Annotated in this window: 14 protein-coding genes, 1 tRNA gene and 1 pseudogene; 8 read left to right on the top strand and 8 right to left on the bottom strand. The window is 58.8% G+C overall.

Going from position 1 to position 21043, the window contains the following annotated elements; all coding sequences use genetic code 11:
- Positions 1-147 precede the first annotated feature (147 nt).
- Positions 148-408 carry a DUF7692 domain-containing protein gene (locus MX571_RS10340; protein ID WP_368409011.1) on the bottom strand — a complete coding sequence of 87 codons (261 nt, stop codon included), beginning with the start codon at positions 406-408 and terminating at the stop codon, positions 148-150.
- Positions 409-693: 285 nt separating this feature from the next.
- Here MX571_RS10340 and MX571_RS10335 point away from each other — a divergent pair, with 285 nt between their 5' ends.
- The 4 genes and pseudogenes from MX571_RS10335 (at position 694) to MX571_RS10320 (ending at position 7733) form a co-directional block, all read left to right on the top strand.
- The gene (locus MX571_RS10335) at positions 694-2016 is read left to right on the top strand and encodes an HNH endonuclease (RefSeq protein WP_247416276.1); all 1323 of its coding nucleotides are present in this window, start codon (positions 694-696) and stop codon (positions 2014-2016) included.
- 242 nt (positions 2017-2258) lie between these two features.
- Positions 2259-2951, top strand: a pseudogene (locus MX571_RS10330) (recombinase family protein).
- 400 nt (positions 2952-3351) lie between these two features.
- Complete coding sequence (locus MX571_RS10325) at positions 3352-5235, top strand: hypothetical protein (protein ID WP_247416274.1); 1884 nt, start codon at positions 3352-3354, stop codon at positions 5233-5235.
- Positions 5232-7733: a phospholipase D-like domain-containing protein gene (locus MX571_RS10320; protein WP_247416271.1), complete on the top strand. Its 2502-nt coding sequence runs from the start codon at positions 5232-5234 to the stop codon at positions 7731-7733. Before MX571_RS10325 ends, MX571_RS10320 begins: the two co-directional genes overlap by 4 nt.
- A 260-nt stretch (positions 7734-7993) precedes the next feature.
- Here the strand turns inward: MX571_RS10320 and MX571_RS10315 are convergent, their stop codons facing one another.
- The 7 genes from MX571_RS10315 to MX571_RS10285 form a co-directional block, all read right to left on the bottom strand.
- Complete coding sequence (locus tag MX571_RS10315) at positions 7994-10963, bottom strand: hypothetical protein (protein WP_247416268.1); 2970 nt, start codon at positions 10961-10963, stop codon at positions 7994-7996.
- Positions 10964-11597: 634 nt separating this feature from the next.
- On the bottom strand, positions 11598-13358 hold the full coding sequence (locus MX571_RS10310) for a DUF7845 domain-containing protein (protein WP_247416265.1): 1761 nt from the start codon (positions 13356-13358) through the stop codon (positions 11598-11600).
- A 587-nt stretch (positions 13359-13945) separates the two neighbouring features.
- Positions 13946-14018 (bottom strand) — tRNA-Pro (locus MX571_RS10305).
- A 78-nt stretch (positions 14019-14096) separates the two neighbouring features.
- Entirely contained in the window at positions 14097-15005 is a 909-nt protein-coding gene (locus MX571_RS10300; protein WP_247416263.1) for an RNA-guided pseudouridylation complex pseudouridine synthase subunit Cbf5, read from the bottom strand.
- A gap of 1 nt (position 15006) precedes the next feature.
- Positions 15007-15585, bottom strand: coding sequence for a (d)CMP kinase (gene cmk / locus MX571_RS10295; RefSeq protein ID WP_247416261.1), 579 nt, complete (start codon positions 15583-15585; stop codon positions 15007-15009).
- Between the two features lie 146 nt (positions 15586-15731).
- On the bottom strand, positions 15732-16643 hold the full coding sequence (locus MX571_RS10290) for a DUF106 domain-containing protein (protein WP_247416259.1): 912 nt from the start codon (positions 16641-16643) through the stop codon (positions 15732-15734).
- A gap of 141 nt (positions 16644-16784) precedes the next feature.
- A complete protein-coding gene (locus MX571_RS10285; protein ID WP_247416257.1) occupies positions 16785-17414 on the bottom strand; it encodes an adenylate kinase in 630 nt (209 codons plus the stop codon).
- A gap of 57 nt (positions 17415-17471) precedes the next feature.
- Here MX571_RS10285 and MX571_RS10280 point away from each other — a divergent pair, with 57 nt between their 5' ends.
- From MX571_RS10280 to MX571_RS10265, 4 genes are all read left to right on the top strand, one after another.
- Positions 17472-18131 carry a class I SAM-dependent methyltransferase gene (locus tag MX571_RS10280; protein WP_247416254.1) on the top strand — a complete coding sequence of 220 codons (660 nt, stop codon included), beginning with the start codon at positions 17472-17474 and terminating at the stop codon, positions 18129-18131.
- Positions 18132-18158: 27 nt separating this feature from the next.
- The gene (locus MX571_RS10275; RefSeq protein ID WP_247416253.1) at positions 18159-18518 is read left to right on the top strand and encodes a DUF7975 family protein; all 360 of its coding nucleotides are present in this window, start codon (positions 18159-18161) and stop codon (positions 18516-18518) included.
- Positions 18519-18718: 200 nt separating this feature from the next.
- The gene (locus tag MX571_RS10270; protein WP_379751614.1) at positions 18719-20302 is read left to right on the top strand and encodes a TrkH family potassium uptake protein; all 1584 of its coding nucleotides are present in this window, start codon (positions 18719-18721) and stop codon (positions 20300-20302) included.
- 242 nt (positions 20303-20544) lie between these two features.
- The gene (locus MX571_RS10265) at positions 20545-21039 is read left to right on the top strand and encodes a DM13 domain-containing protein (protein ID WP_247416248.1); all 495 of its coding nucleotides are present in this window, start codon (positions 20545-20547) and stop codon (positions 21037-21039) included.
- Positions 21040-21043: the final 4 nt, after the last annotated feature.

The raw sequence follows: 21043 nt of genomic DNA, 5'->3' as shown, positions 1-21043 counted from the left end.
TCTCGCCTACTGAGTCGTTGTCCCTCCTTCATCACTGAGACTAACTGATAGCTAAGATTAAATGAATGTTCCGAACGCAAACCTCTTTTTGTGCGATATATTCAAGCTGCTCGATAAGTGGTCTCGGCGGACGAATCCTCAGTTCTACTATTCGCTTTGACCGACGTTTACGGTCTCGGAGTATCTCACGCTAAAGCTCTGACCGAGGTCAAAGAGATTGGCAATCTCTTGCTTCTGCTCAGTGGTGAGATCGCCGCGCCCCAATAGCCGCTCAACAGCGTTCGCAAGTCGTGGGATGTCTTCACAGGCGTTCACCACACTCGCAGTCTTGTTCTGGCCGTAGAACCGCGCGGCTTGCTCAATCGCGTCCATTCGGTGAGCGTAGTCGCCGTCTGTTCGGATACGCATACTCGTACACACGACTGCTAAATCCTAGTTCTATCGGAGGGACTCAAGTCTGAGTTATATATAAGCTGGAGCCGAAATAGGGGGGTTGCTCGTGAGATCTGAGTTGCGGTCGTCACGAATTTCGTCGAAATACGGTGTCTGGTACACACAGCTTTCGACGGCTCGTGTGCATATCGGGTGAAGCAATCTTCTCGCGACGTGAGCCCGTGGGGTGACGTCAAGTCGTGCTGTTGAGCTCCGAATCGGAGTGCATATGTCCCCAATAGAATACGTCAAGACGACACGATGGCCGACCAAACGCGGATGACAACCGAACGGTTCTTCGGCGGCGTCAACGGGCGAATGGCGTACCTGCACGACACACTCGGCTTCATCAAGAGCGCAGAGCCGAATGAAACGGAGCTAATGAAGTGGATTCTCGACAGCACCCCTGCAGGAACAGAGACCACCGTCCGCCGAAACATCGCGTTCTTGGTATCCATCGGCTTGATTCGTGAGTCTGAGGGGTGGTACGAACTCACCAACAAGGGCGCAGCGTACTACGAACACGACAACCCCGCAGTCATCTATGAGGGACTGGCGACCGCGGTTGATGGGTTCCGGGAGATTGCCCGAGCGATAGCATCGGGTCACCGCACTGTTGGTGAGATACAGGGCCGACTCCGCAGTGTGTTCCCAGATTATGCACTTCCCGAAGGCGTCGTACAGAAACACCTCGACTGGCTGCTATCGCTGGAGCTCGTCACCGAAACCGATGGTGAGTATGCGTTTGAGTTCGAGAGAGGTGCGTTTGAGGTGGGCGAGACGTACAGTCGGTGGCTCATCCACGACGTGCTCAAGGGTGAGCGCTACAAGGGTATCGCCAAGCCCTCAGACTACCCGTTCATCATCATCGTCACTGGCGAATCGGGGAGTGACTACGGCTACAAAGACGAATTCCTCGACGACGATACGTTCCTCTACTCCGGTGAGGGAGCAGAGGGGGATATGACAATGGAGAACGGGAACAAGGCCCTCCGGGACCACAAGCAGAACGGAGAGGCGGTTCACCTTTTCGAGGATACGGACCTACCGTGGATCGTCACCTACGTTGGCGAGTTCGAGTACGATAGCCACCAAGTCGACACACTTGCGGACGCCGACGGTCGGATGCGAGAAGCGATACGGTTCCGGTTGGTCGCGTCCGGAGGGACCGACGTCGACATCGGCGACCGGACACTCGGGTCGATGTCCGCAGAGGAGTTGTTCCAGAAGGGTAAGCAGAGCTCACCGCGCTCGTCGACGTCAACTGCCACGACCAACAGTACCTCAAGCGGTGGAAAGCGCCGAAAACGGTCGGAGGTCGTCCGCGAATTCGCGCTCGAAACCGCCGATGGCGTCTGTCAGGGATGCGGAGAACCGGCACCGTTCAAGAACAAACGTGGTCAGCCATTCCTCGAAGTCCACCACCTCAAGCGCCTCACAGACGGTGGGCCGGACGACCCCGAGAACGTCATCGCGCTCTGTCCCAATTGCCACCGCCGTCGTCACCAGGGGCGCGATGGTGACGCGTTCAACCAGGAGCTCATCGAGAAGGCAGAACTACGGAACGAGCAGTTTTCAAACTAATCAATCGCGGGTAAAATATTGAGTTCAATCGTGCACCGGCTTGTACTCCGTTGAACAGAATCCGCACTCGGCCATCCTTTGGTACTATTATGACTACTCGTTGCTGTGCTGTTGCGGGTATTTTCGCTTCGTACCATTAGGCGTACCTCCTACCACCGGTCGCGATGGAGTGGCAGTAAACCTAGTTCTTTCCCAGGGTGGGAATATCCTGCAGTCTTTATATTTATCATCCGGTGGGAGAGATGATGGCGCAAATTACTTGCTATCTACGTGTCAGCACCGAGGAGCAGTCCCTCGAGCGGCAGCGCAGTGCCACCACCGAGTACGCCCAGCGCGAACTTGACGCCGACCTTGGCGACTTGATGTTCTATCAGGACTAGGCGACCCGAACGGACGTCAACCGCGCTGGCTACCGCGAGCTCATCGAGGATGTCGAGACACATGATGCGGTCGTCGTCAATAGCGTCTCGCGGGTCTCCCGGTCGATTCGCGACCTGGACCAAACGGTCGAGCGGATCGTCGAGGAAGCCGAGACGGACCTCCACATTATCTCCGAGGGCTTCAGGTTAGCTCCGGACGTCGACGACCCATACCAGAAGGCGATGCACCAGATGCTCGGCGTCTTCGCCGAGTTGGAAGCCGAGATGGCCCAACAGCGCACCCGCGAGGGCCTCGCGCAGCGCCGTCGAAATCCCGACTACGCGCACGGACCAGCGCCACTCGGCTTTGAGAAGGAGGATGAAACACTTGTTGAGGGTAACAACTACCATGATGTCTGTGCGGTCCTCGACATGGTCGCATCCGGCGATCTCTCGAAACGGAAGGCGGCCAAGCGTCTCAACACGACACGAGCGACCATTCGCAACGCGCCTACTGATCGATCCGAACTGTATGGGCTGAGCGGAAATAGTGCTCCGAACTCGCCGAATCGCTGACTGACCCCGTCGCGACGCTATTGTTTGACTGAGTGCGTGGTTCTACTAGACGGAGTTTTCAAATTTTATATCTCTAACAGTTTCTTCGTGCTGTATACATAGCGCGTATCGCGCACGAATCCTGCCGAAGCCGGCGATGATTCAGGCCGGACCGACGATACCGATTCGGCATAGTGGCTCGCCGTCAGCCAGGGTACGGACCACGAAGGCCGCCACGCCACCCGTCGTGACCTGTGTCTCGCCGTCGGGAGCATCGACGTCAGATACTTACAGCGAGGAGGAGCGGCTGGCTTTTGTCCAAGGACGAGAAGACCATTCTGGCTTACCGAGTGATATCCGAATAGAGCATAATGACACTAAGGACCAATATTCATCTGTTCGCTCGATCACGAGTTAGTAGATGTCCTCCCTCGACCCCCAGTGGACAAGTCGCCTTGATAAGCAGGGCGCACCCCGAACACCACTCCGGGCCGATTCCATCCGCAACGGATTGGCGACTACCCTTGCAAGAGGGATCACCACCGACGTCTACCTTCGTGGCGGCTACCTCTCCGGCTTTGCATGGGCGACACACCAAATCTCAAACCACCCAGAGGCCAGCGACGAGTCGGTAGCCGAACAGAAAGCGCATCTTCGAACGTTCGAGGAGATCTTGGCTATGGCAAGCTATCGGTACCAGCAGACACACGACCCACCCGAAGGAGTTCGGGGAATGACAGGGGGCCAACGAATTGGTCGAGAAGAGCTCTGGGATGAAGACCCAGTCGACCTGAGTGAGATCGAGTTGCTCCAAAGCTCGTATGCCATCGACAACATCCAGAGCAATCTTCGTCAAATATACCTCAGAAGGACGGGGACCCAGCTGGGCCTTACCGCAGCAGGCCGCACAGTCGCGGATGCTGTCGACCACCATATCGGGCCCGTGGCTGACGAGTTGCTTTCCTGTATCCTCGAGGAGGAAGTCACCCACGCACAATTAGACGAGTTCAGCGAGTACGTCTCACTCCAAGCGGCGTTCTGTCGACCGGAGGAGTTTGCTGAGCAGTTAGAAGCAGTCCAGCGCCTTTTCCTCGGATTCGTCGAATGGGACTCCAGCCGGAATGACGTGGTACTCACTGAGGTTGGGGAGAAAGTCGGCATACCAGCCCTCTCATACCCGGAACACGTCATCGGGGGAGTCCATCACGACCAGAAACAGCGCGAAGACATCGCGAGCAACGTCCACGTGCTACGACGGGGGTGGGGACTGTTCATACTCAGAGTGCTGGATCTATTGGAGTCTGGACATGAACGCGTCGCACTTGACCAGACGGACCAGGCGGTGTTCGAGGAGTTCCGAGTACTTGCTCGGGCATACTGGCTCCAAGGGTACGCAGCATACGCACTCCGATCACTGCTGTCGGTCCTCTATCGCTATCTGGACCTCGCGGAGGGGTTAGGAGTCACGAGAAGGTCTTTAGAGGCAGTCATCACTGATACAGATGAGCTCTCAGCGACGGTAGATGACGCGCTCGCGGCGCGGTCGAGTAGCGGAGGAAAAGCCCTCCCTCGAGGAGTGCTGGCCCGCGAACTGGCGCTCAACGGTGAAGCTCCAATGACCTCGGTTGAGCCAGCAATCTCCGAGAATGAAGCCGGGCTCTCAGCACCGGAGGTTGGTGAACTTAGAACGCGGCTCAAGTCGGTAGTCAAGACGGGGTGGCACCCGATAGACGGAGACCAAGTGACACTCCCAGCCCTTAAGCTCCAGCTGGACGAAACATGGAGGGAACTGGCACAGATTGGAACGCAAGCAGCGGCTGAACCACTCCTGCGACAGGCGACAGGGCAAGGACTGGTGGCACTCATGCTCGTCGACCAGCGGTATCGGAACCTCACCACATCATACCCAGACGTTGACACGCTGTTACGACAGCAGTACGGCCGACAGCGGTCGTCGCTCCCAGCGTTATCAGATCACCTCGAACGTCACGCATCGAAGAACGGGATAGCCAGTGCGGCGTTCAAAACACTCACTGACCGAGTGCTCGAGACACATCAGTACGTCATCCACGATCGGCTTTCCGCTGGCGAAACCATCGCCCTCGCGTTCACCCACGACCTCGAAACGGACACGTTCCGAGCGGAAGCGGAGCCAGGCGCTCCGCGCACGCAGAATCTCAGATTTGGGCGGATGCTGACGATGCTCCAGGACTGCAATCTCGTCCGGTACAAAAACGAGGAGCCGATTGTGACTGGCGCTGGCCACACGTATATCAGCCGGCTCCGAAGCGGGGGAGAGCAGTGAACCTCTCGAACGCACTCAAGCCGGACGTCGCGGAGTATGCGGCCATGACGACGTATCCGTTCGACCCGTCGTTCTTTCGCACATACCTGCTCAAACAGCTCCACAAATCTGGGGTCGCCCGGCCAGTCGTGCTGATGGATCAGGATCGGTACCATCGTGCCATCACCAGAGAGGACTGGGCACCGTACGACCTCAGCGGCGAGTATTATCTCGAGCCGATCTCGGCCACGGAGGTATTTCACCCGAAAGTTGGGCTCACGGCAAGTGAGGAGCAGCTTTCGTTCGTCGTTAGTTCAGCCAACGTGACGCTAAACGAGTACACGACTGCAGCGCAGCTCGCGACCAGTGCGATGATTACGCCAGGGTACGAGTCAGATGACCCAGCTGGTGCAGCGGAGGTACACGTCGCTCGCTCGATTCGAACCTTCCTTGAGACGCTCGCTGACGAGTATGTGACGGGCCGAGATACATGGACGCAGGTACGCCAGCTGCTCGAAGTGAGCGAGTGGGTAGTAGATATTGAACCACGAGCTGAACCGGACGCCCAGTTCGTCCATAACCTTCAGAATCCGATCATCGAACAGCTCGCCGATTCAGTCGGCGAAATCGAGCAGGCGTGGCTCGCCGCCCCGTTCTTCAGCACGGGCACACCACTCGGTGAGATAGCCGATACGCTGGGTGCCGAAGAATATCACGTCGTCGTGGATCCTGAGTCGACACACGTCGATCTCGATGCCGTGTTCGAGCACCTCGGTGGAGGCACGGCTCTCCACCATCTCTCACACTCGACCGGGCGATGGGTCCACGCCAAGTTCCTCATAGTCGAAGGAAACTGGGGGAGTGCCTGTCTGTTCGGGAGTCCAAATATGACTGGCTCCGCCCTCGTCAACACAGCGGATTCCGGTAACATCGAGGCGGGGATCATCCGTCACGCACCGAATTCCATGTACTTTACAGGGAACACCAGTCCGCTGCTTGGTGCCGGTGCCTTCCCGGCGCAGATTGGAGACCCTGTCGATTCGAAGGACATCCAGACTCGTCCGTACCCCTCGTTTGAAGGCTCGTCCGATATCGTCGAGCAGAACATCGACCTCCTGGATGTACGGTTAACATCGAAGACGAATGGCGACCAGCTTGAGATAGTCGCAGACGGACTCGAAACGGAAGCGTCGGTAAAACTGACTGCACGTAGCGGTGAACCAACGGTGAGGTTCGAGTGGGAACCGATAAACACTGGCGATGAACAAACCGATCATCAGACTGCAGGCGACATCCTCACACTCAACATCGAATCGGGATGGGAAGACGAGCTCGTTCGACTCGAAACCGCCGATAGGGAGTATTCGAACTACCGGCAGGTGACCACGGAAGCGATTCCGAACTCCCGGGAGGAGGGGAATATGCGCCGAACTGGTGGTCGAGAGGGAATGCAAGACCTTTTCGAATCACTGTTGTTTGGTGAGCAGGGGACTGCAGGGATGGCACTCTCCCGAGCGGTTCGATCCATCAACCAGCATCAGCTCATCGCCACAACAGACGAGACTGGAATCCCGAGAGGTGAACCAGACTGGGGGGGTGGATCAGCGAGAAGCAGTTCGAACAACGCTCGAGCGCGACATCTACAGGTCAAAGACGGCCTCTCACTCTCGCTCAAAGCGATCGATGAGACGCTTAAGACAGAGTCGACACCCGAAGGTGCACAGCTCCTCGTCGATCATCTCTCGAACGTTTGGGCGGGGTGTGAGCTCGGCCTCCTTCGGTGGTACATCGATGACCAGCTTCCGGACGGGGTCGAGACGGAGCTCAACACGGAGAAGCTCGCCGATATTTGCACTGAGATACTCGAACGGCTCCACGACGAGCAGGTTGTACCTAGGGTTTCATCGTATCTCTCGACGGTCCTATCCAGTGCCAAGATTAACCCAAAGCAGGTCGTCGACGGGGAGAAAGCGTTTGATGTGCTGTTCATTCGACCCGCGCTTGGCTTCACACTGCTCCGATGGTTGGGCCGGGAATCAGACATAGCAGACCCGTTCTACTATTCACAGACGATCTACCGGCAGTTCTCTCCCCGAGACGATGATTGGTTCATGCCTGCAGATCCCTATATTGCAGAACAGTTGCTGAATCCTTCATGGATGGAAGCACAGCTCGAAGCACACGACGCGCGATTCGAGCGGCTTGTTACGCTCTATGAGGATGTCACTGGTGCGGAGATATCCATTCCAGAGTGCGATCGGAGTGGGTTCACCTTCCTCCTGTTCACGATCTGGTATCGCGAACTCGTCGAGTATGATTCTGAAGAACCCCTCTTTGACCGACTAGCGAGAGCCTATGACGAGGAGGAGTTGACGCGGTTGGCCGAGCTCGTCACTCAAGGACAAGCGGTGGCGAAAGGTTATGAGGCATTTGGCAGCTTCGGGCGAGGAGCTTTCAATACAATCTTCACTGGGAAGGATCCGATGAAAGCAATCAGACGCTTGACCAGGGAGCGATGACCACCAAGATCAACGGGACCTTAGCAAGAGGTTCTGGTGAACTCTTAACCCGATAGTAGTTTGCCGAGGGCGTGCTGAATAGATACCGCGAATCAGTCGCTGAGTGTTGAGGGTAGATGATGAGGCATTCTTTATCAAGGTTGAATGACAAACTGTAAATCTGGCTAATAAGGAGGGGCCGGTCTGGACAATCTATGGTAACTAAAACCAAGCTGTTTAGATGCAGTTTTCTAACTGAAGTGATACAACAAGGGGTACTATTAATCCACTTTACCACCTACTGCAAAGTAACTCGTTGTACTGAATTCAGCATAGTGTTTGATTTGTAAATGTACGTATTGGCCCCTGTCTATTATGTTGTCCTCGCTTCTATCTGAATCATCACCCGAGTTCGATTCGTGTGAAATCGCATCCACTTCAATATCCACGACTTGACCATTATTACGATACTCAACCAGCTCCAGTGCGCTTAGTTCGCCAATCAGTAACAGGAAATCGTACTTTTCGACACCACCATAGTACGTTGGGATTTCGTTATTGTCAACTGTGAACACCCCACTGTCAGCGGTCGACCCATCACCTCTCTGGAAATAGTCGCTATCTCTCACTGCTGCCCGCGCGCGAACTCCCGAAAGGATTAGTGCATGAGAATCGTTCGGATTTGCTGGCTCACTTCTGACAACCTCCGCAATCTTTTCTGGCAAAGGTTTCTCGGGATCCATCTCCACTTCGTTGATATTATCTCGATTGTCAGAAATCCATGCTGACGTTATTGTGTCGGCGTGACTCTGAGCATCACGTCCAATATGGGTTATCACCTCATGATTTGGTAAGAATGCAATCTTGGGATAATTGACGGAGTAGCCAGAAGGAAGCGGACTTGTATCCTTATCATATTCAACGACATTGAGTTGCCCCAAATCATCCAGAACTGTCCTTAATATAAATCTCTGGCAGAACTCCTCTTCATAAGTATCTCTGAACTCTGCAACAAGGTCATCATCAATATCGGCATCAGCTATCGCTTTACGGTTACGCTCTTTGAGAATTTTCCTTGCATTTGTGTTCATGACCTGGAGAATACGGCGTCGTTCTTCAAATTCAAATTTGTCGGCGCTGCTCAGTAGTTCCACCGCAATATCTTCTTTTTCTATATTTGAGATAATAGAGCGAAGGTTTGGTGGTTTTCTTTCCTTGGGTTCAACTTCTGCCAACGGATTATTGTATTCAGTAATCCCGTCTAATTCGTACTCATCGGGGTCAATCAGAATCAACATCATGTAGCAAAAGAATTCGCCAAGAACCTCATCATCAGAGGGCATCTCAACCCAGGCATTTTTGAATGCATTAGAGTCATTCCAATTCCACTTACTCATCCCGTGGGGTGCTTTAGAGATTGCCAGAGTGTATCCGTCGATCAATCCGTGCACGTCATACTGACTCAACGATGTCTGGCAAATTTTAGAGAACTCTGTGGGCTCAAGATCTCCCACCTGCTGCATCCTATAAGCATGAGAAGCAGCTACAAATTGAATCTTTTTGAAATTATCGCGTATTGACTGGGCTACTTCTATTTGGATTTCGGCAGTGATAAGTCGATTTTGAAGCCGCACGAGCTTAGGAAAATCGGGGAGTCTACCCAAAAGGTCCTCGCCACCGCTATTTTCCCCCTGATCTTGTATCTGGCTTATCGTATCATTGCTCAATTCATGAACGAGAGTGACTAAACTGCTCCTCAATTCCTGATCGTATTCCGCACTCGTACGATCGATTATTCCACGGTAATCGGAAACACGATAGGAACCAATCTGACCTAACTCCCAGAGATTATTGAAGGTCTCTCCGTCTCCTAATTGCAATGCTGATCTGAGCATGTCGTCGACGACCTCATAGAAGTCAGCGATGTTTTTTCCAACCGATTCTGCATCTTTTGGCGTGTCAGCATCTTTCAGAGAAGCAAAAATAGACGTGCTAAGATTGTCAACGCTATATAGTAGGCTTCTCAACGCTTCTGAGTCTACATTCGGGTTAGCACTGAGGTTCCGATAAAATGAATTATACAACCCAACGGTTCTTTGGAACCGTGACGGCTCTCGTCGTCGATGAAACTTTAAAGCAAATCTGAAAATCTCAGCTCGGACTGCGGTGACTATTTCGGTTACACCGCTCTCAGCGACCGCTTCAATGATGCGATATATTTCCCGGAGTATCGAATCGACGTGGCCGTCAACTATCTTTGAGGCCTCGTCACTATTGACGAATGAACCTTGCTCTAATTCCAATGCGGACTCTAGCAAGAGCGAGTAACGTTCTAGATTGGCCTCAACCTCTACAGGATTGCTTTCGGTGATTGCTCTGCGTGTTTCCTCGCTAATATGAGACATATTCTTCTCGACTATCGAATCACCAGTCTTCCAAGGAAGAGATTTTGAACAGTAGATGGCTTCCTGGGTGGATTCGATTACCTCCGACGGAATGGACGGAGCAATCGTACTGTCAGAATAGACAGACAATAAGTTGATTCCTCGCTGCATCTCAAGCCCTAATTTCAAGTTTACGAATAAGTCATCTGATTCGCCGAGCGAATCCTTAGCTTGGCTGATAGCAGTGGATAGGCGGTCGATATCTATGTCAACGACGTACCCGTCTAGTCCAGTTTCATTTGCGTCATAACTTCTGACCGTCTGATTTGGGTCAGCTCGAATTGGAGGATTATTTACATGGACGCTTTCAGGTAAGCGATCTCGGATTATGGATTCTGAGTTCTGGACTCGCTCTCTGTCCATGGCTCGGAGCCTGATTCCTTTATTTATCTGTTGAATCGTTAGCTTTTCGAGCAAATCAGAAAAGACGAGGCGAACAGCCCGATAGTAAACATATCCGATTGCTACGATTGTACCTACGAGAAAGAAAAATGTAGCGTCAAGGAACAGGGGTTGAGAGTTCTCTGGCGAATGATAATATGTCAAATATGTAAGAATTACTGACGCAGAAAGCGTATAGTACAATACCGGCATTACCCTCGATGAGGAAAGGAAACTACGCAAAACGCCCTCCCGGTACCTGCTGCGGTTAATTTGTTCAAGCAAGAATATTAGCACCACAAAGCTAAGGCTGGTAATCGTCAACTGGGCTTGCCAGCCTGCCTCAATGCTACCATAGATCAGCAGTTCCCCAGGATATTCAAAATACGCGAGAGAAAATACCAATCCTAAAGAAAGCGGAATCACCCAAATAAAACTCAAGTACGTTGAAAGAGGAGTTATTGGGATTATCCCGGTAATTGTACTCCACAGCCCTCGGTCTATGATTCTCCGTTGGAAAACTCTAATCCGCAGAGAACTGGTTGGTGGGAATGCCCAGCGATTTGAAGCGAGAATAGGTCTTATTGTGCGGGAGTATATATAGAATAGCAATAGAGCAGTCAAGATCAAAAGGAAGGAACCCGGTAATACGCTCATTTGCATCGATATATCAATCTATTCCACTGCCACAAGCATAAATAACGTTTTGGGGAGAAGGAATCCATTGTTTAGAAAGCAGGAGATTCTTTTTGAACATCATGCAACACAGGAGAGACCAACAAACGCAGATTGAGAAGCAGTCTGCTGTATACTCGGATTGATAGCCTAGCGCGTCTACGCCGTCTGAACTGAGTTCACATGTAATTTGATTCCGTGCCCTTAGGCACACGAGTAAGAGTAAACCGGAAGCTCGCATTCCGGTTTCGATATGGTCGGTCAATTTACTTGTGACTCTGCTGGAGGAATTCTTAGCAGTAACTGCTGGGTTGAGGGACTAAAACCAGTCCAGATTGCCGCGATAAGCCGCGTAGGACAGTGATACCTCTAACCAGGCCAGCTGCTACCCGCCGCTACCCCACTCGTCTGCTGGCGGACAACCGGCGTCCATCCACGCCTCGAAGTCGAACATCTCTCGCGCTCTCTCGTTCTGACGCTCTAGCTCTCTATGTCGCTCGACGGACTTCTGAAAGGCGTTGCGAAGGTTGCGCCACCGTCTTCGGGACCCATCAGCTAACCTCATGACGACGTGGACGCCATAGATGTCCGGCTCGACGTGCTGGCAATACATCGTCTTGATCTCGCGGAGGATTTCACGAGCTTCGACTTCGTCACTCGGCTGGTAGCCGACCTTCAGTAGTTTCCGACAGTTTTCACCGTCCACCTGACTGATCGCATACTCACGACGGAGCCGAGCCCATGCGCTTGGAAGTCGGTCGTCAGCCGCGTCGGCGAGATCCATTGTGGCGCTCTCGATGGACTGTTCGAAGCGGTCACCGGCTGCTCGCACTCGCTTTAACAGCTCCTGCTGGATCTTCTTAGACTCCAATTCCATCTCTCCGTAGGTATGGCGAATGAGTCCCTCCATCCGGTCGATGACCGTTCGGATCGTCCGGTAGGTGTTGCCCGTCCGTTCGGCGGCATCCTTCGGTGAGATCTTCCCGCCGTCGGTCAGCAGTAGTTCTGTCACGTCCCGGTCCGTGTCAGTCATCTGGCCCCACAACTGCATCACTCGATGTTCCTGCTCGCTTTCGATCTCCGGCAGGGGACACTTCACGAGCTTTCGAGCCTCGTGGGTATTGCTGAGCTGCCAGTACGAATCGAACGGCACGAACGCGTCGCTTTCAGCAGTCGTCGCGAGCCCACACCATTCGAGACAATTCAGAAGCGTCTCTTCGAGTTCTCGACGAGCATCCTCAAGATCGCTCCACCGTACCGTCTCCTCGGTCCGTTTCGTCTGGTAGGAGACCTCGAATTTCGGGTGATGTGGTGCCTGATCGGGGTCGTACTCGTCGGGGTGGTTCGGGTAGTAGTGTTTCAGTTCCTTTCCGAGTGTATGGCCACGAATCAGTTCACCAGCCTTCTCATCCTCGACGGTAGCGGTGACGTAGTAGCCGGGAATCTTGGTATGGTCCTCGACGTGCTTCCGGTAGCCACTCCGGTCGCCCTGAATGAGCGTGTGCGCACGGGCAATCGGACCATCCGGAGCGTACAGCGGTCCACTCTCACCCCGGAACAGGCGCACGTAGTAGGCCAAATCGTTGATGTGGCTGTCTGGGTGCGGTTGGTCGAAGTACCGCCCAGCGATACCGTACGCAGTCATCACGCGCTTGACGAGCGTCAGATACTGCTCGTGTGGAATATTCGATGCCTGCACCTGGACATCGATATATGGGGCACCGTAGTTGGGGACTGACACGGGTTTCCCCTCGGACTTGAGATTGGGCCAGCGTGGGCGCACTGTGATCGTCCCGCCTCTTACCCGACGGTCCTGGTCGGCACGCTTGCCGCTGTAGTGAGGCGAGTCGGTCGCAACGAAGTAGAAGTGGAACTCACGGACCTGTTCGATCTGGAAGTCCGAATAGTCCCACGGATCGAGCCCACTCTTCGAGTAATCGAAGCTGGTGGCCCACTCTTCGCCCATAAACTGGATAGTCTCCGTCGGCTTCCCCTCCGTCTTCCATCGATCTCCCCAGTCTTTGAGGAGACTGTCCATCGCATAGTAGGGTGCTAGCCCGTGATCGGAGACGTGCTCGTCTGGGTGGACTCCAACCGTGAATCGTATGTCGCCTTCGTGCGGGGCGGCCTCGATGTAGCGAGACACGGTCAGGCCCCCCACTCATCGTTGTCGCCGTGTTCGCCACCAGTCTCTCGCGAACGGGCGGGCTGATTACGACGCCAGTCCCAGAGGATCTGCTCGCCCTTCTCGACATCGTACAAGCGGCTGGCGCGGATGAAATCCGGAACCGCATCGCCCTGGATATCCCGAATCACGCTGCCCACCCCCAGTCGTCGTCTGAGAGCTGATCGTCAAGGGCGAGGCCGAGCTCTTGATCGCTTCTTCCTATCGTAGAGTTATGACAAACCCTGTCTCTGCCGAAGGAACTGACGACGCAACGCTCAATGCGTCCGGGACCGCCGTTCGTCACGCCGGACCACCTCCGTGGTCACGGCGCCACACTACCAGCGGGTTGCCGCCCAGTCCTGGCCAAGGAGAGGGGCGGCACCCGCACTGGTGGCACGAACTCACGGTCTACACCTCGCGCGCGTCTGAGAGCCGCTGCTCTCAGCAGTCAGTACTGTCGTTTCAGGGTAGCAGCCAAACAGTTCGCTGGCTACCCCCTCAACCGAAGTTTTCAGGCGATAGGCATGCCTGAGGACTCCGATAATGACGACCCGTAAAATATCGTATGGGACCGCTGAGATTCGAACTCAGGTCCGACGGACCCCATCCGCCGAGGATACCAAGCTACCCCACGGCCCCGCGACTCGAACGACGAGAGTACGACGATTAAGCGCTTCGCTTCGGTCCTCGGCGCGTCACCCTACTGCACGGCCCCGCTCAGACCAGCACGCGTTCGAGCGAGACGACGGTACCGGAGTCGGCGTCGGGGTCGCCCATCCAGTGGCCGAGACAGACCGCCGCGCCGTCCGGCGTGTAGCAGGCCACCAGCGCGCCCTCCTCGATGGCGTCCTCGGACGCGTCGCTCCACGGGTCCGGCTCGGTGGCCGGTTCCCAGTCGACGACCCCCGGCGCGTACACGGGGGCACCGTGAGCGACCTGTTCGGCGGCGCTGGGCGCGATGGTCACGCTCGGGAGGTGGACGAACGCGCGTTCGGCTGGCTGGACGATATCTCGGATGTCCGCCTCCGTACCCTCCTCGCGGGCGAACGCGAGCGCGTCGGTCACGTCGTGGAGCGTCGCGAGCGTCCCGTCGTCGAACGGACCGGTGCCCGCCCGCCGGAGCGCGCCCATGTTCGCGCCGGTGCCCAGCGCGAGTCCCAGGTCGTGACAGAGCTTCCGGACGTACGTCCCGCTCTCGCAGTCGATTCGGACCAGCGCCCGACGATCCTCGCGTTCGAGGACCGTCAGGTCGTGGACGGTCCGCGTACGGACGCGGCGGCTGACGGCGCTCTTCCGGGGCGGCTTCTGGAGGATGGGTCCCTCGAACTCCGCGAGGACCTCCTCGAAGGCGGCCGGTGCTCGCTTGTGGAGTTCCAGCACGGCGACGTAGCGCTTGGGAACCCGGTCGAACACCTGGGCGGCGCGGGTGGCGTCGCCGAGCAGGACGGGCAGACAGCCCGTCACCTTCGGGTCGAGCGTGCCCGCGTGGGCGGCACGGTCCTGCCCGGTCAGGTCGCGGAGCCACGCCGCCACCTGGTGTGAGGACGGTCCCGGCGGCTTGTCGAGGTTGACGACGCCGAACGACAGGAGGTCGTCGAGCGAGCGGTCGTCTGGGGGGCCACGCATCTCAGAACTCGTAGCGGACGCCCTCGACCGGTATCTTCCCCTCGTCGGTCGTCGGGTCGTACGACGCGACGGCGGTGAACAGCGTCTCTACCATCCCCTCGGGGCCGAGGCGGGCGGTGTTGAGCACGAGGTCGTAGATGGAGCGGTCGGCGATGTCGATACCGTAGTACTCCCGGTAGCGCGACGCCTCGCTCTCGGCGCGGGCTTCGGTCTCCTCCTGGGCGACGTCGACCGCCTTCTCCTCGCGGTCGGCGATGCGGGCGGCGCGGACGGGCAGCGGCGCGTCGAGCCAGATACGGAAGTCGGCGTACTCGCCAGCCATCCAGCCCGCGAGCCGGGATTCGAGGACGACGTCGTCGCGGTCGCGGGCGATGGTCCGGAGCTGTCGGTCCAGGTCGCGGTCGATCTGGTCGTCCTCCTCCGCGAGTCGGTTGAACTCCAGGGGCGTCATGTCGCGGTCGGCCGCCAGCGACCGGAAGATGTCGCCACCGCTGATGTGCTCGTAGGAGAGGTGGTCGGCGAGCGCCGCCGCGGCGGTGCTCTTGCCGCCTCCGGCGGGTCCGGAGATGGTGATTAACATGTCCCCTCTCCGGCCGAGGGCAATAAAACGGTTATCCTACGCGTCGCGGAGTGTGGCTCCGCGTCACGGTAGTCGACAGCGTGTCGCGGTGAGACCCACCGACGAAACGTCGCGAGCGCGTGGTCGAACGTCGAGAGCGTACGGTCCTACGACGTCGAGGGCGACGTGGTGATGTTCAGCGCCTTGCGGAGCAGCTGGGTGAACCCCATCGAGCAGACGAAGTACCAGAGGATCCACGCCGGGAAGACGAACGTCCCGGCGGTCCAGGCCGTCTCGCCGATGAGCGGCATCGTCACCGACCCCAGTTCGTCGGCGTGCTGGATGATCTCCCAGTAGAGCCAGAGGAACACCGGGATGGTGATGAGCATGATCCACACCATCGGGCGGAACTGCATCTTCATCATGCCCATCTGGTCGCCCATCGCCTCCATCCGCTCGTCGTTGATGCGGTCGACGGCGTCGTCGTCGCCGCGCTCCTTGGCGTCCTTGTAGCGCTCCTGAATCTCCTGCATCCGCTCCTGGTACTCGCCCATCTTGTCGGTGTCCATCAGGTTCGCCTGGAGCAGCGTCGAGTAGAGCCCCGTGACCATCGAGAGGACGAGGACGACTGCGTAGAAGGGGAGCATCTCGTTGAGCGGGCCGAGCACCGCGTCGAGGGTGCCGCCGACGAGGTTGCGGATGGGGCTGACCTGGTAGCCCAGGAACAGGCCCAGGGCGGCCAGGCCGGCGAGTTTGTCGTAGGTCGTCCACCCGGAGTCCTCGTCGTCGTCGTCGACGCTCGTCGTCGTCGTACTCGTTCCGCTCGCACCGTCGTCCCCGTGGAGCGCCTGCTCGACGCCCTCGGGGTCGCGGACCCTGAAGCCGTCCCCGTCGGCGCTCTTCAGGATTCCCTTCTCGATGAGTCGGCCCCACTGGCCGCTCGACAGTTCGTCGTCCACGTCGGCCCACTCGACCGTCCCGCCGTTCGACTCCGACCGGTCGAGGACGACTTCGAGTGCACGACGCATGCCGGGGTCCTCGTTCGCGAGGTCCCGGACTTTCTGCGCAACACGTGCCATTTGCCGGAGATAGGAACAGCGTCGTTATCAACCCTGTGACGTGGGTTCGAGGGAACGAGTACGTCGGTCCGTCAGTCGGCCGGACTGCGAAGCGTTCGGACCCCGACCCGGTCGAGGCTCTGACGCCACTCGGCCGCCGACTCAGGCGTCGGCCTGCGCGTCCTCGATGGCGAGGCGGAGGTCGTGCCACACCTCGTCGGGCGTCTGGTCGCCGTCGATGCGCGTCAACAGGCCGCGGTCCTCGTAGAACTCGACGAGCGGTTCGGTGTTCTCCGAGTAGACGTCCAGGCGGTCCGTCACGACGTCCTCGGTGTCGTCGTCGCGCTGTTCGAGTCGGTCGCGGACGGCCTCGTCGTCGGGCATGTCGTACTCGACGTGGTAGTTCTCGCCCGTCTCCGGGTCGACCCGACGGCCGGTGAGGCGGGTGACGAGTTCGTCGCGGCCGACGTCGAGGAGGACGACGATGTCGAGGTCGGTCTGCTCGTCGAGGTACTCCGCCTGCGACATGTTGCGCGGGTAGCCGTCGAGGACGAACCCGTCGGCGTCTTCGAGCGCCGCGACGACGATCTCGTTGACGACCGGGTCCGGGACGAGTTCGCCTTTCTCCATGAACTCGCGGGGTTTCCCGAACTCCGTCTCCATGTCCTTGTTCGCCCGCAGGGCGTCGCCCGTCGTGATGTGCTCGACGCCGTACGTCTCGACGATGTGCTTGCTCTGGGTCCCCTTGCCCGCACCAGGCGGTCCGATAAGCAGGATTCGCGGGTTGCTCATATCGGCCCCACACCGGCCTCCCTAAAAGGCTTGTAGGAACCGTCACGTCTCACCACCATGGACGACCCCGTCGCCCGCACGCTCGCCTCCTACGAGGGACTCGCCGACGAGTACCGCGACAGACACGCCGACCGGAGCGTCGTCGCGGACGCCGTCGAGCGGTTCGACGACGCGCTCGGCGCAGCACGCACGGGCGACGGTGGGAGCAGCGACGGGTCGCTCCCGAGCGACCGACCCACCTGCGTCCTCGACGTGGGCTGTGGTCCGGCCTGGGAGGCCGCGACGCTCGCCGACCGCGGCCACGACGTGACGGCTATCGACATCACGCCCGCGTTCCTCCGGCAGGCCGGCGACGTCGCCCCGAGCGCCGACCGCGCCCGGATGGACATGCGCTCGCTGGCGTTCGCACCCGGCAGCTTCGACGGCGTCTGGGCCTGTGCGTCGTTCCTCCACGTCCCACGGGAGGACGCGCCGGCGACCCTCGCTGGCTTCGAGCGCGTCCTCCGCGACGGCGGCGTGCTGTTCTGTGCGGTCCAGCGCGGCGAGGGCGAACGCGACACCGAGGGGAGCCCGTACGACGCCGAGGACGAACGACGGTTCACGCTGTACGACCCCGAGTCGTTCCGGGAAATCGTCGAGGACGCCGGATTCACGGTCGACTCGCTCGTGACCGAGACGGACAGCCACTGGCTGCAGGTCGTCGCACGAACTGCTTAACATCTCTCCGGGGGTATCGCCGACCACGTGACCGACACTGCCGACACGCCCCAGGATCGCCTCGTCGCGTTCGTCCGGGCCGTCAACGCCCAGCGAACGGGTGGCGGCGACGGCGTCGCCTTCGAGTCCGACGCGGGGCGTCTGGACTACGCCGACCGCACGGTGACGCTCGAACTGGGCGACGAGGAACGTGAGCGTCTCGACGCTCTGCTCGACGAGTACCCGGTGTTCAAGGTGAAACAGCCGGAGACCCGGAAGGCCCCGGACGGAGTGGTCGTCCTCTCGGCCATCGCCGACGCGAAGCACCTCGCCGACTTCCTCGAATCGGTGTTCCGCGACGTGTTCGACGCCGACGAGGGGTACGAACTGCGCGTCCTCGACGACTGACGGTGGTTCTCTGCGGGGCGTCCCTCGCACGTCCCTCGTTACGAACCGTCGAGTCTGGATAGGACGACGCGAGCGGGTCGGGGCCGTGTTCGTCCGTCGACTGTCGATGTAGCTCCGCGGTCGTCCGCACGACTTTTGTGCCGACTCCGAGACGGTGGGGACGATGGACGAGGACCGAGTCGCGAGCCGACGGGTCGACGATGGGGCGGGCGAGGAGCGTGACGGTGGAGCGTAACGTGCTATCGCGGATCCGCACCAACGTCGACTATCACACCAGCCTGGGCGTCCTCGGGTCGGTGCTGGTGTACCTCTCGGCGACGACGTTGCTTCCGCTGGCCACTGCGGTCTACTACGGCGAGGACGTCCTCCCGTTCGTCGTCACGGGCGTCGTGATGCTCGGACTGGGGTACGCGCTCACGCGCCTCGAACCGGAGCCGGACCTGGGCCACCGCGAGGGGTTCCTGCTGGTGGGGCTGACGTGGCTCGTCGTGCCGCTCGTCGGGACGCTCCCGTACCTGGTCGCCGGGCAGGGCACCGTCGCTCACCCAGTGAACGCGCTGTTCGAGTCGATGAGCGGCTTCACCACGACGGGGTCGACCGTCCTCGCTGACATCTCGTTCGAGACGCACTCGCGGTCGGTGTTGCTGTGGCGCCAGCTCACGCAGTGGCTCGGCGGGATGGGCATCCTCGTGCTCATGGTCGCCATCCTCCCCGAACTCTCGGTCGGCGGGGCGCAGGTCATCAGCGAGGAGTCGCCGGGGCTCTCCATCGAGAAGCTGACGCCGCGCATCGAGGACACCGCACGGGCACTCTGGAGCATCTACGTGGCGTTCACGCTCCTCGCCATCGGCGTGTACTACGCGCTGCAACTCGTGGGGTTGGCGGACAACATGACGGTGTACAACGCGGTCGCCCACGGGTTGACGACGCTGCCGACCGGCGGGTTCTCACCCGAGGGTCGGAGCGTCGAGGCGTTCTCGGCGGCCGTCCAGTGGGCGGTGATACTGTTCATGGTCGTCGCCGGGACCAACTTCGCGCTGTTCTGGTACGCCCTGGAGGGCCAGCCTCGCCACCTCGTCGAGAACGTCGAGTTCCGGTCGTACCTCCTCGCGATGGGCGCGGTCGGTGCCCTGCTCGCCGCCATGCTGTACACCGGCGTCGGTCTCGCGGCGGTCCCCACGAACGTCCCCGGCCTCACTGGCGACCTCGAACATTCGATCCGACAGGCCGTCTTCCAGACGGTCGCGATCGTGACGACGACCGGGTACGCCAGCATGGACTTCAACACGTGGGACGAGTCGACGCAGGTCGTCCTCCTGTTCGCCATGTTCATCGGCGGGTCCGCCGGCTCCGCTGCCGGCTCGGTGAAGGTCATCCGCTGGTATCTGGTCCGGAAGACCATCTCGCGGGAACTGTTCACGACGGTCCACCCCGAGGCGGTCCGACCCATCGAACACGGCGGTAACGTCGCCGACGACGACACCATCCGGAGTATCTTCGTGTTCGTCCTGCTGTTCGTGGTGTTGTTCGCGCTGTCCACGGTGCTCATCTACGTCGACAGCTTCCGGGTCGCGGGACTGGAACTGAACGCGCTGGAGGCGACGAGCGCGGCCATCGCCACGCTCGGGAACGTCGGGCCGGGCGTCGGCGTCGTCGGGCCGATGAACAACTTCGAGCCGTTCTCGAACGCCTCGAAACTGTACATGACGTTCCTGATGTGGATCGGTCGCCTGGAGATACTCTCGGTGCTCGTCATCCTCACGCCGGCGTACTGGCGGCGCTGACCGACGACGAACTCGTTCGCCGCGGGCCTCGTCCTCGACTCGTGGGACTACCGACCGGGTACCGTTCCGGTCCTCGTGTTCCGGCGGCACGCGCGCTCCGGTCACGACTCCCGACTACGCTGTCGACTCGTGACGCTAGCTTCGACCCCGGACGCTGGCCTCGAACCCCGAGACGCCGATGTTCGACGGAGTCCGAACGAATTCTAGAAAACCTACATCTTCGGGGACGGCCTCCTCCCGGTATGAACCGTCGTCTCGGCACCGCACTGACCGTCCTGGCCGTCGTCATCGTCGTCGTCGCCGGCCCGGTCGTCTACGACCTGTTCGCACCCGAACGCTCGACCACCGTCGTCGAGGCGGGACCCGGCGACGGGGCGACGACGCTCGCAACCGGGACGTTCTCGGGGGCCGACGCCGCCCACCGCGTCTCCGGCACCGTCTCCCTTGTCGAGGAGGACGGCACACACGTCCTCTACTTCCAGAACTACAGTCAGACGCAGGGGCCGGACGTGTTCGTCTACCTGACGCCCGACGGTGACCCCACGACCCGCGACCAGATAGACCGCGGCGTGAAGGTGCGCATCGACGGCGGGGCAGACGGTGGCGAGTCGACCAAGGAGGGGACCTTCCGACAGGAACTACCCGGCGACATCGACCCGACGCAGTACCGCGGCGTCAGTGTCTGGTGTGACGACTTCTCCGTCCCGTTCGGGTCCGCGACGCTGACCGACGAGTGACGCG

Origin of the sequence: Halomarina salina (assembly GCF_023074835.1) — an archaeon.
Taxonomy (GTDB): domain Archaea; phylum Halobacteriota; class Halobacteria; order Halobacteriales; family Haloarculaceae; genus Halomarina; species Halomarina salina.
This window is presented reverse-complemented; position numbering and strand designations above follow the sequence as displayed.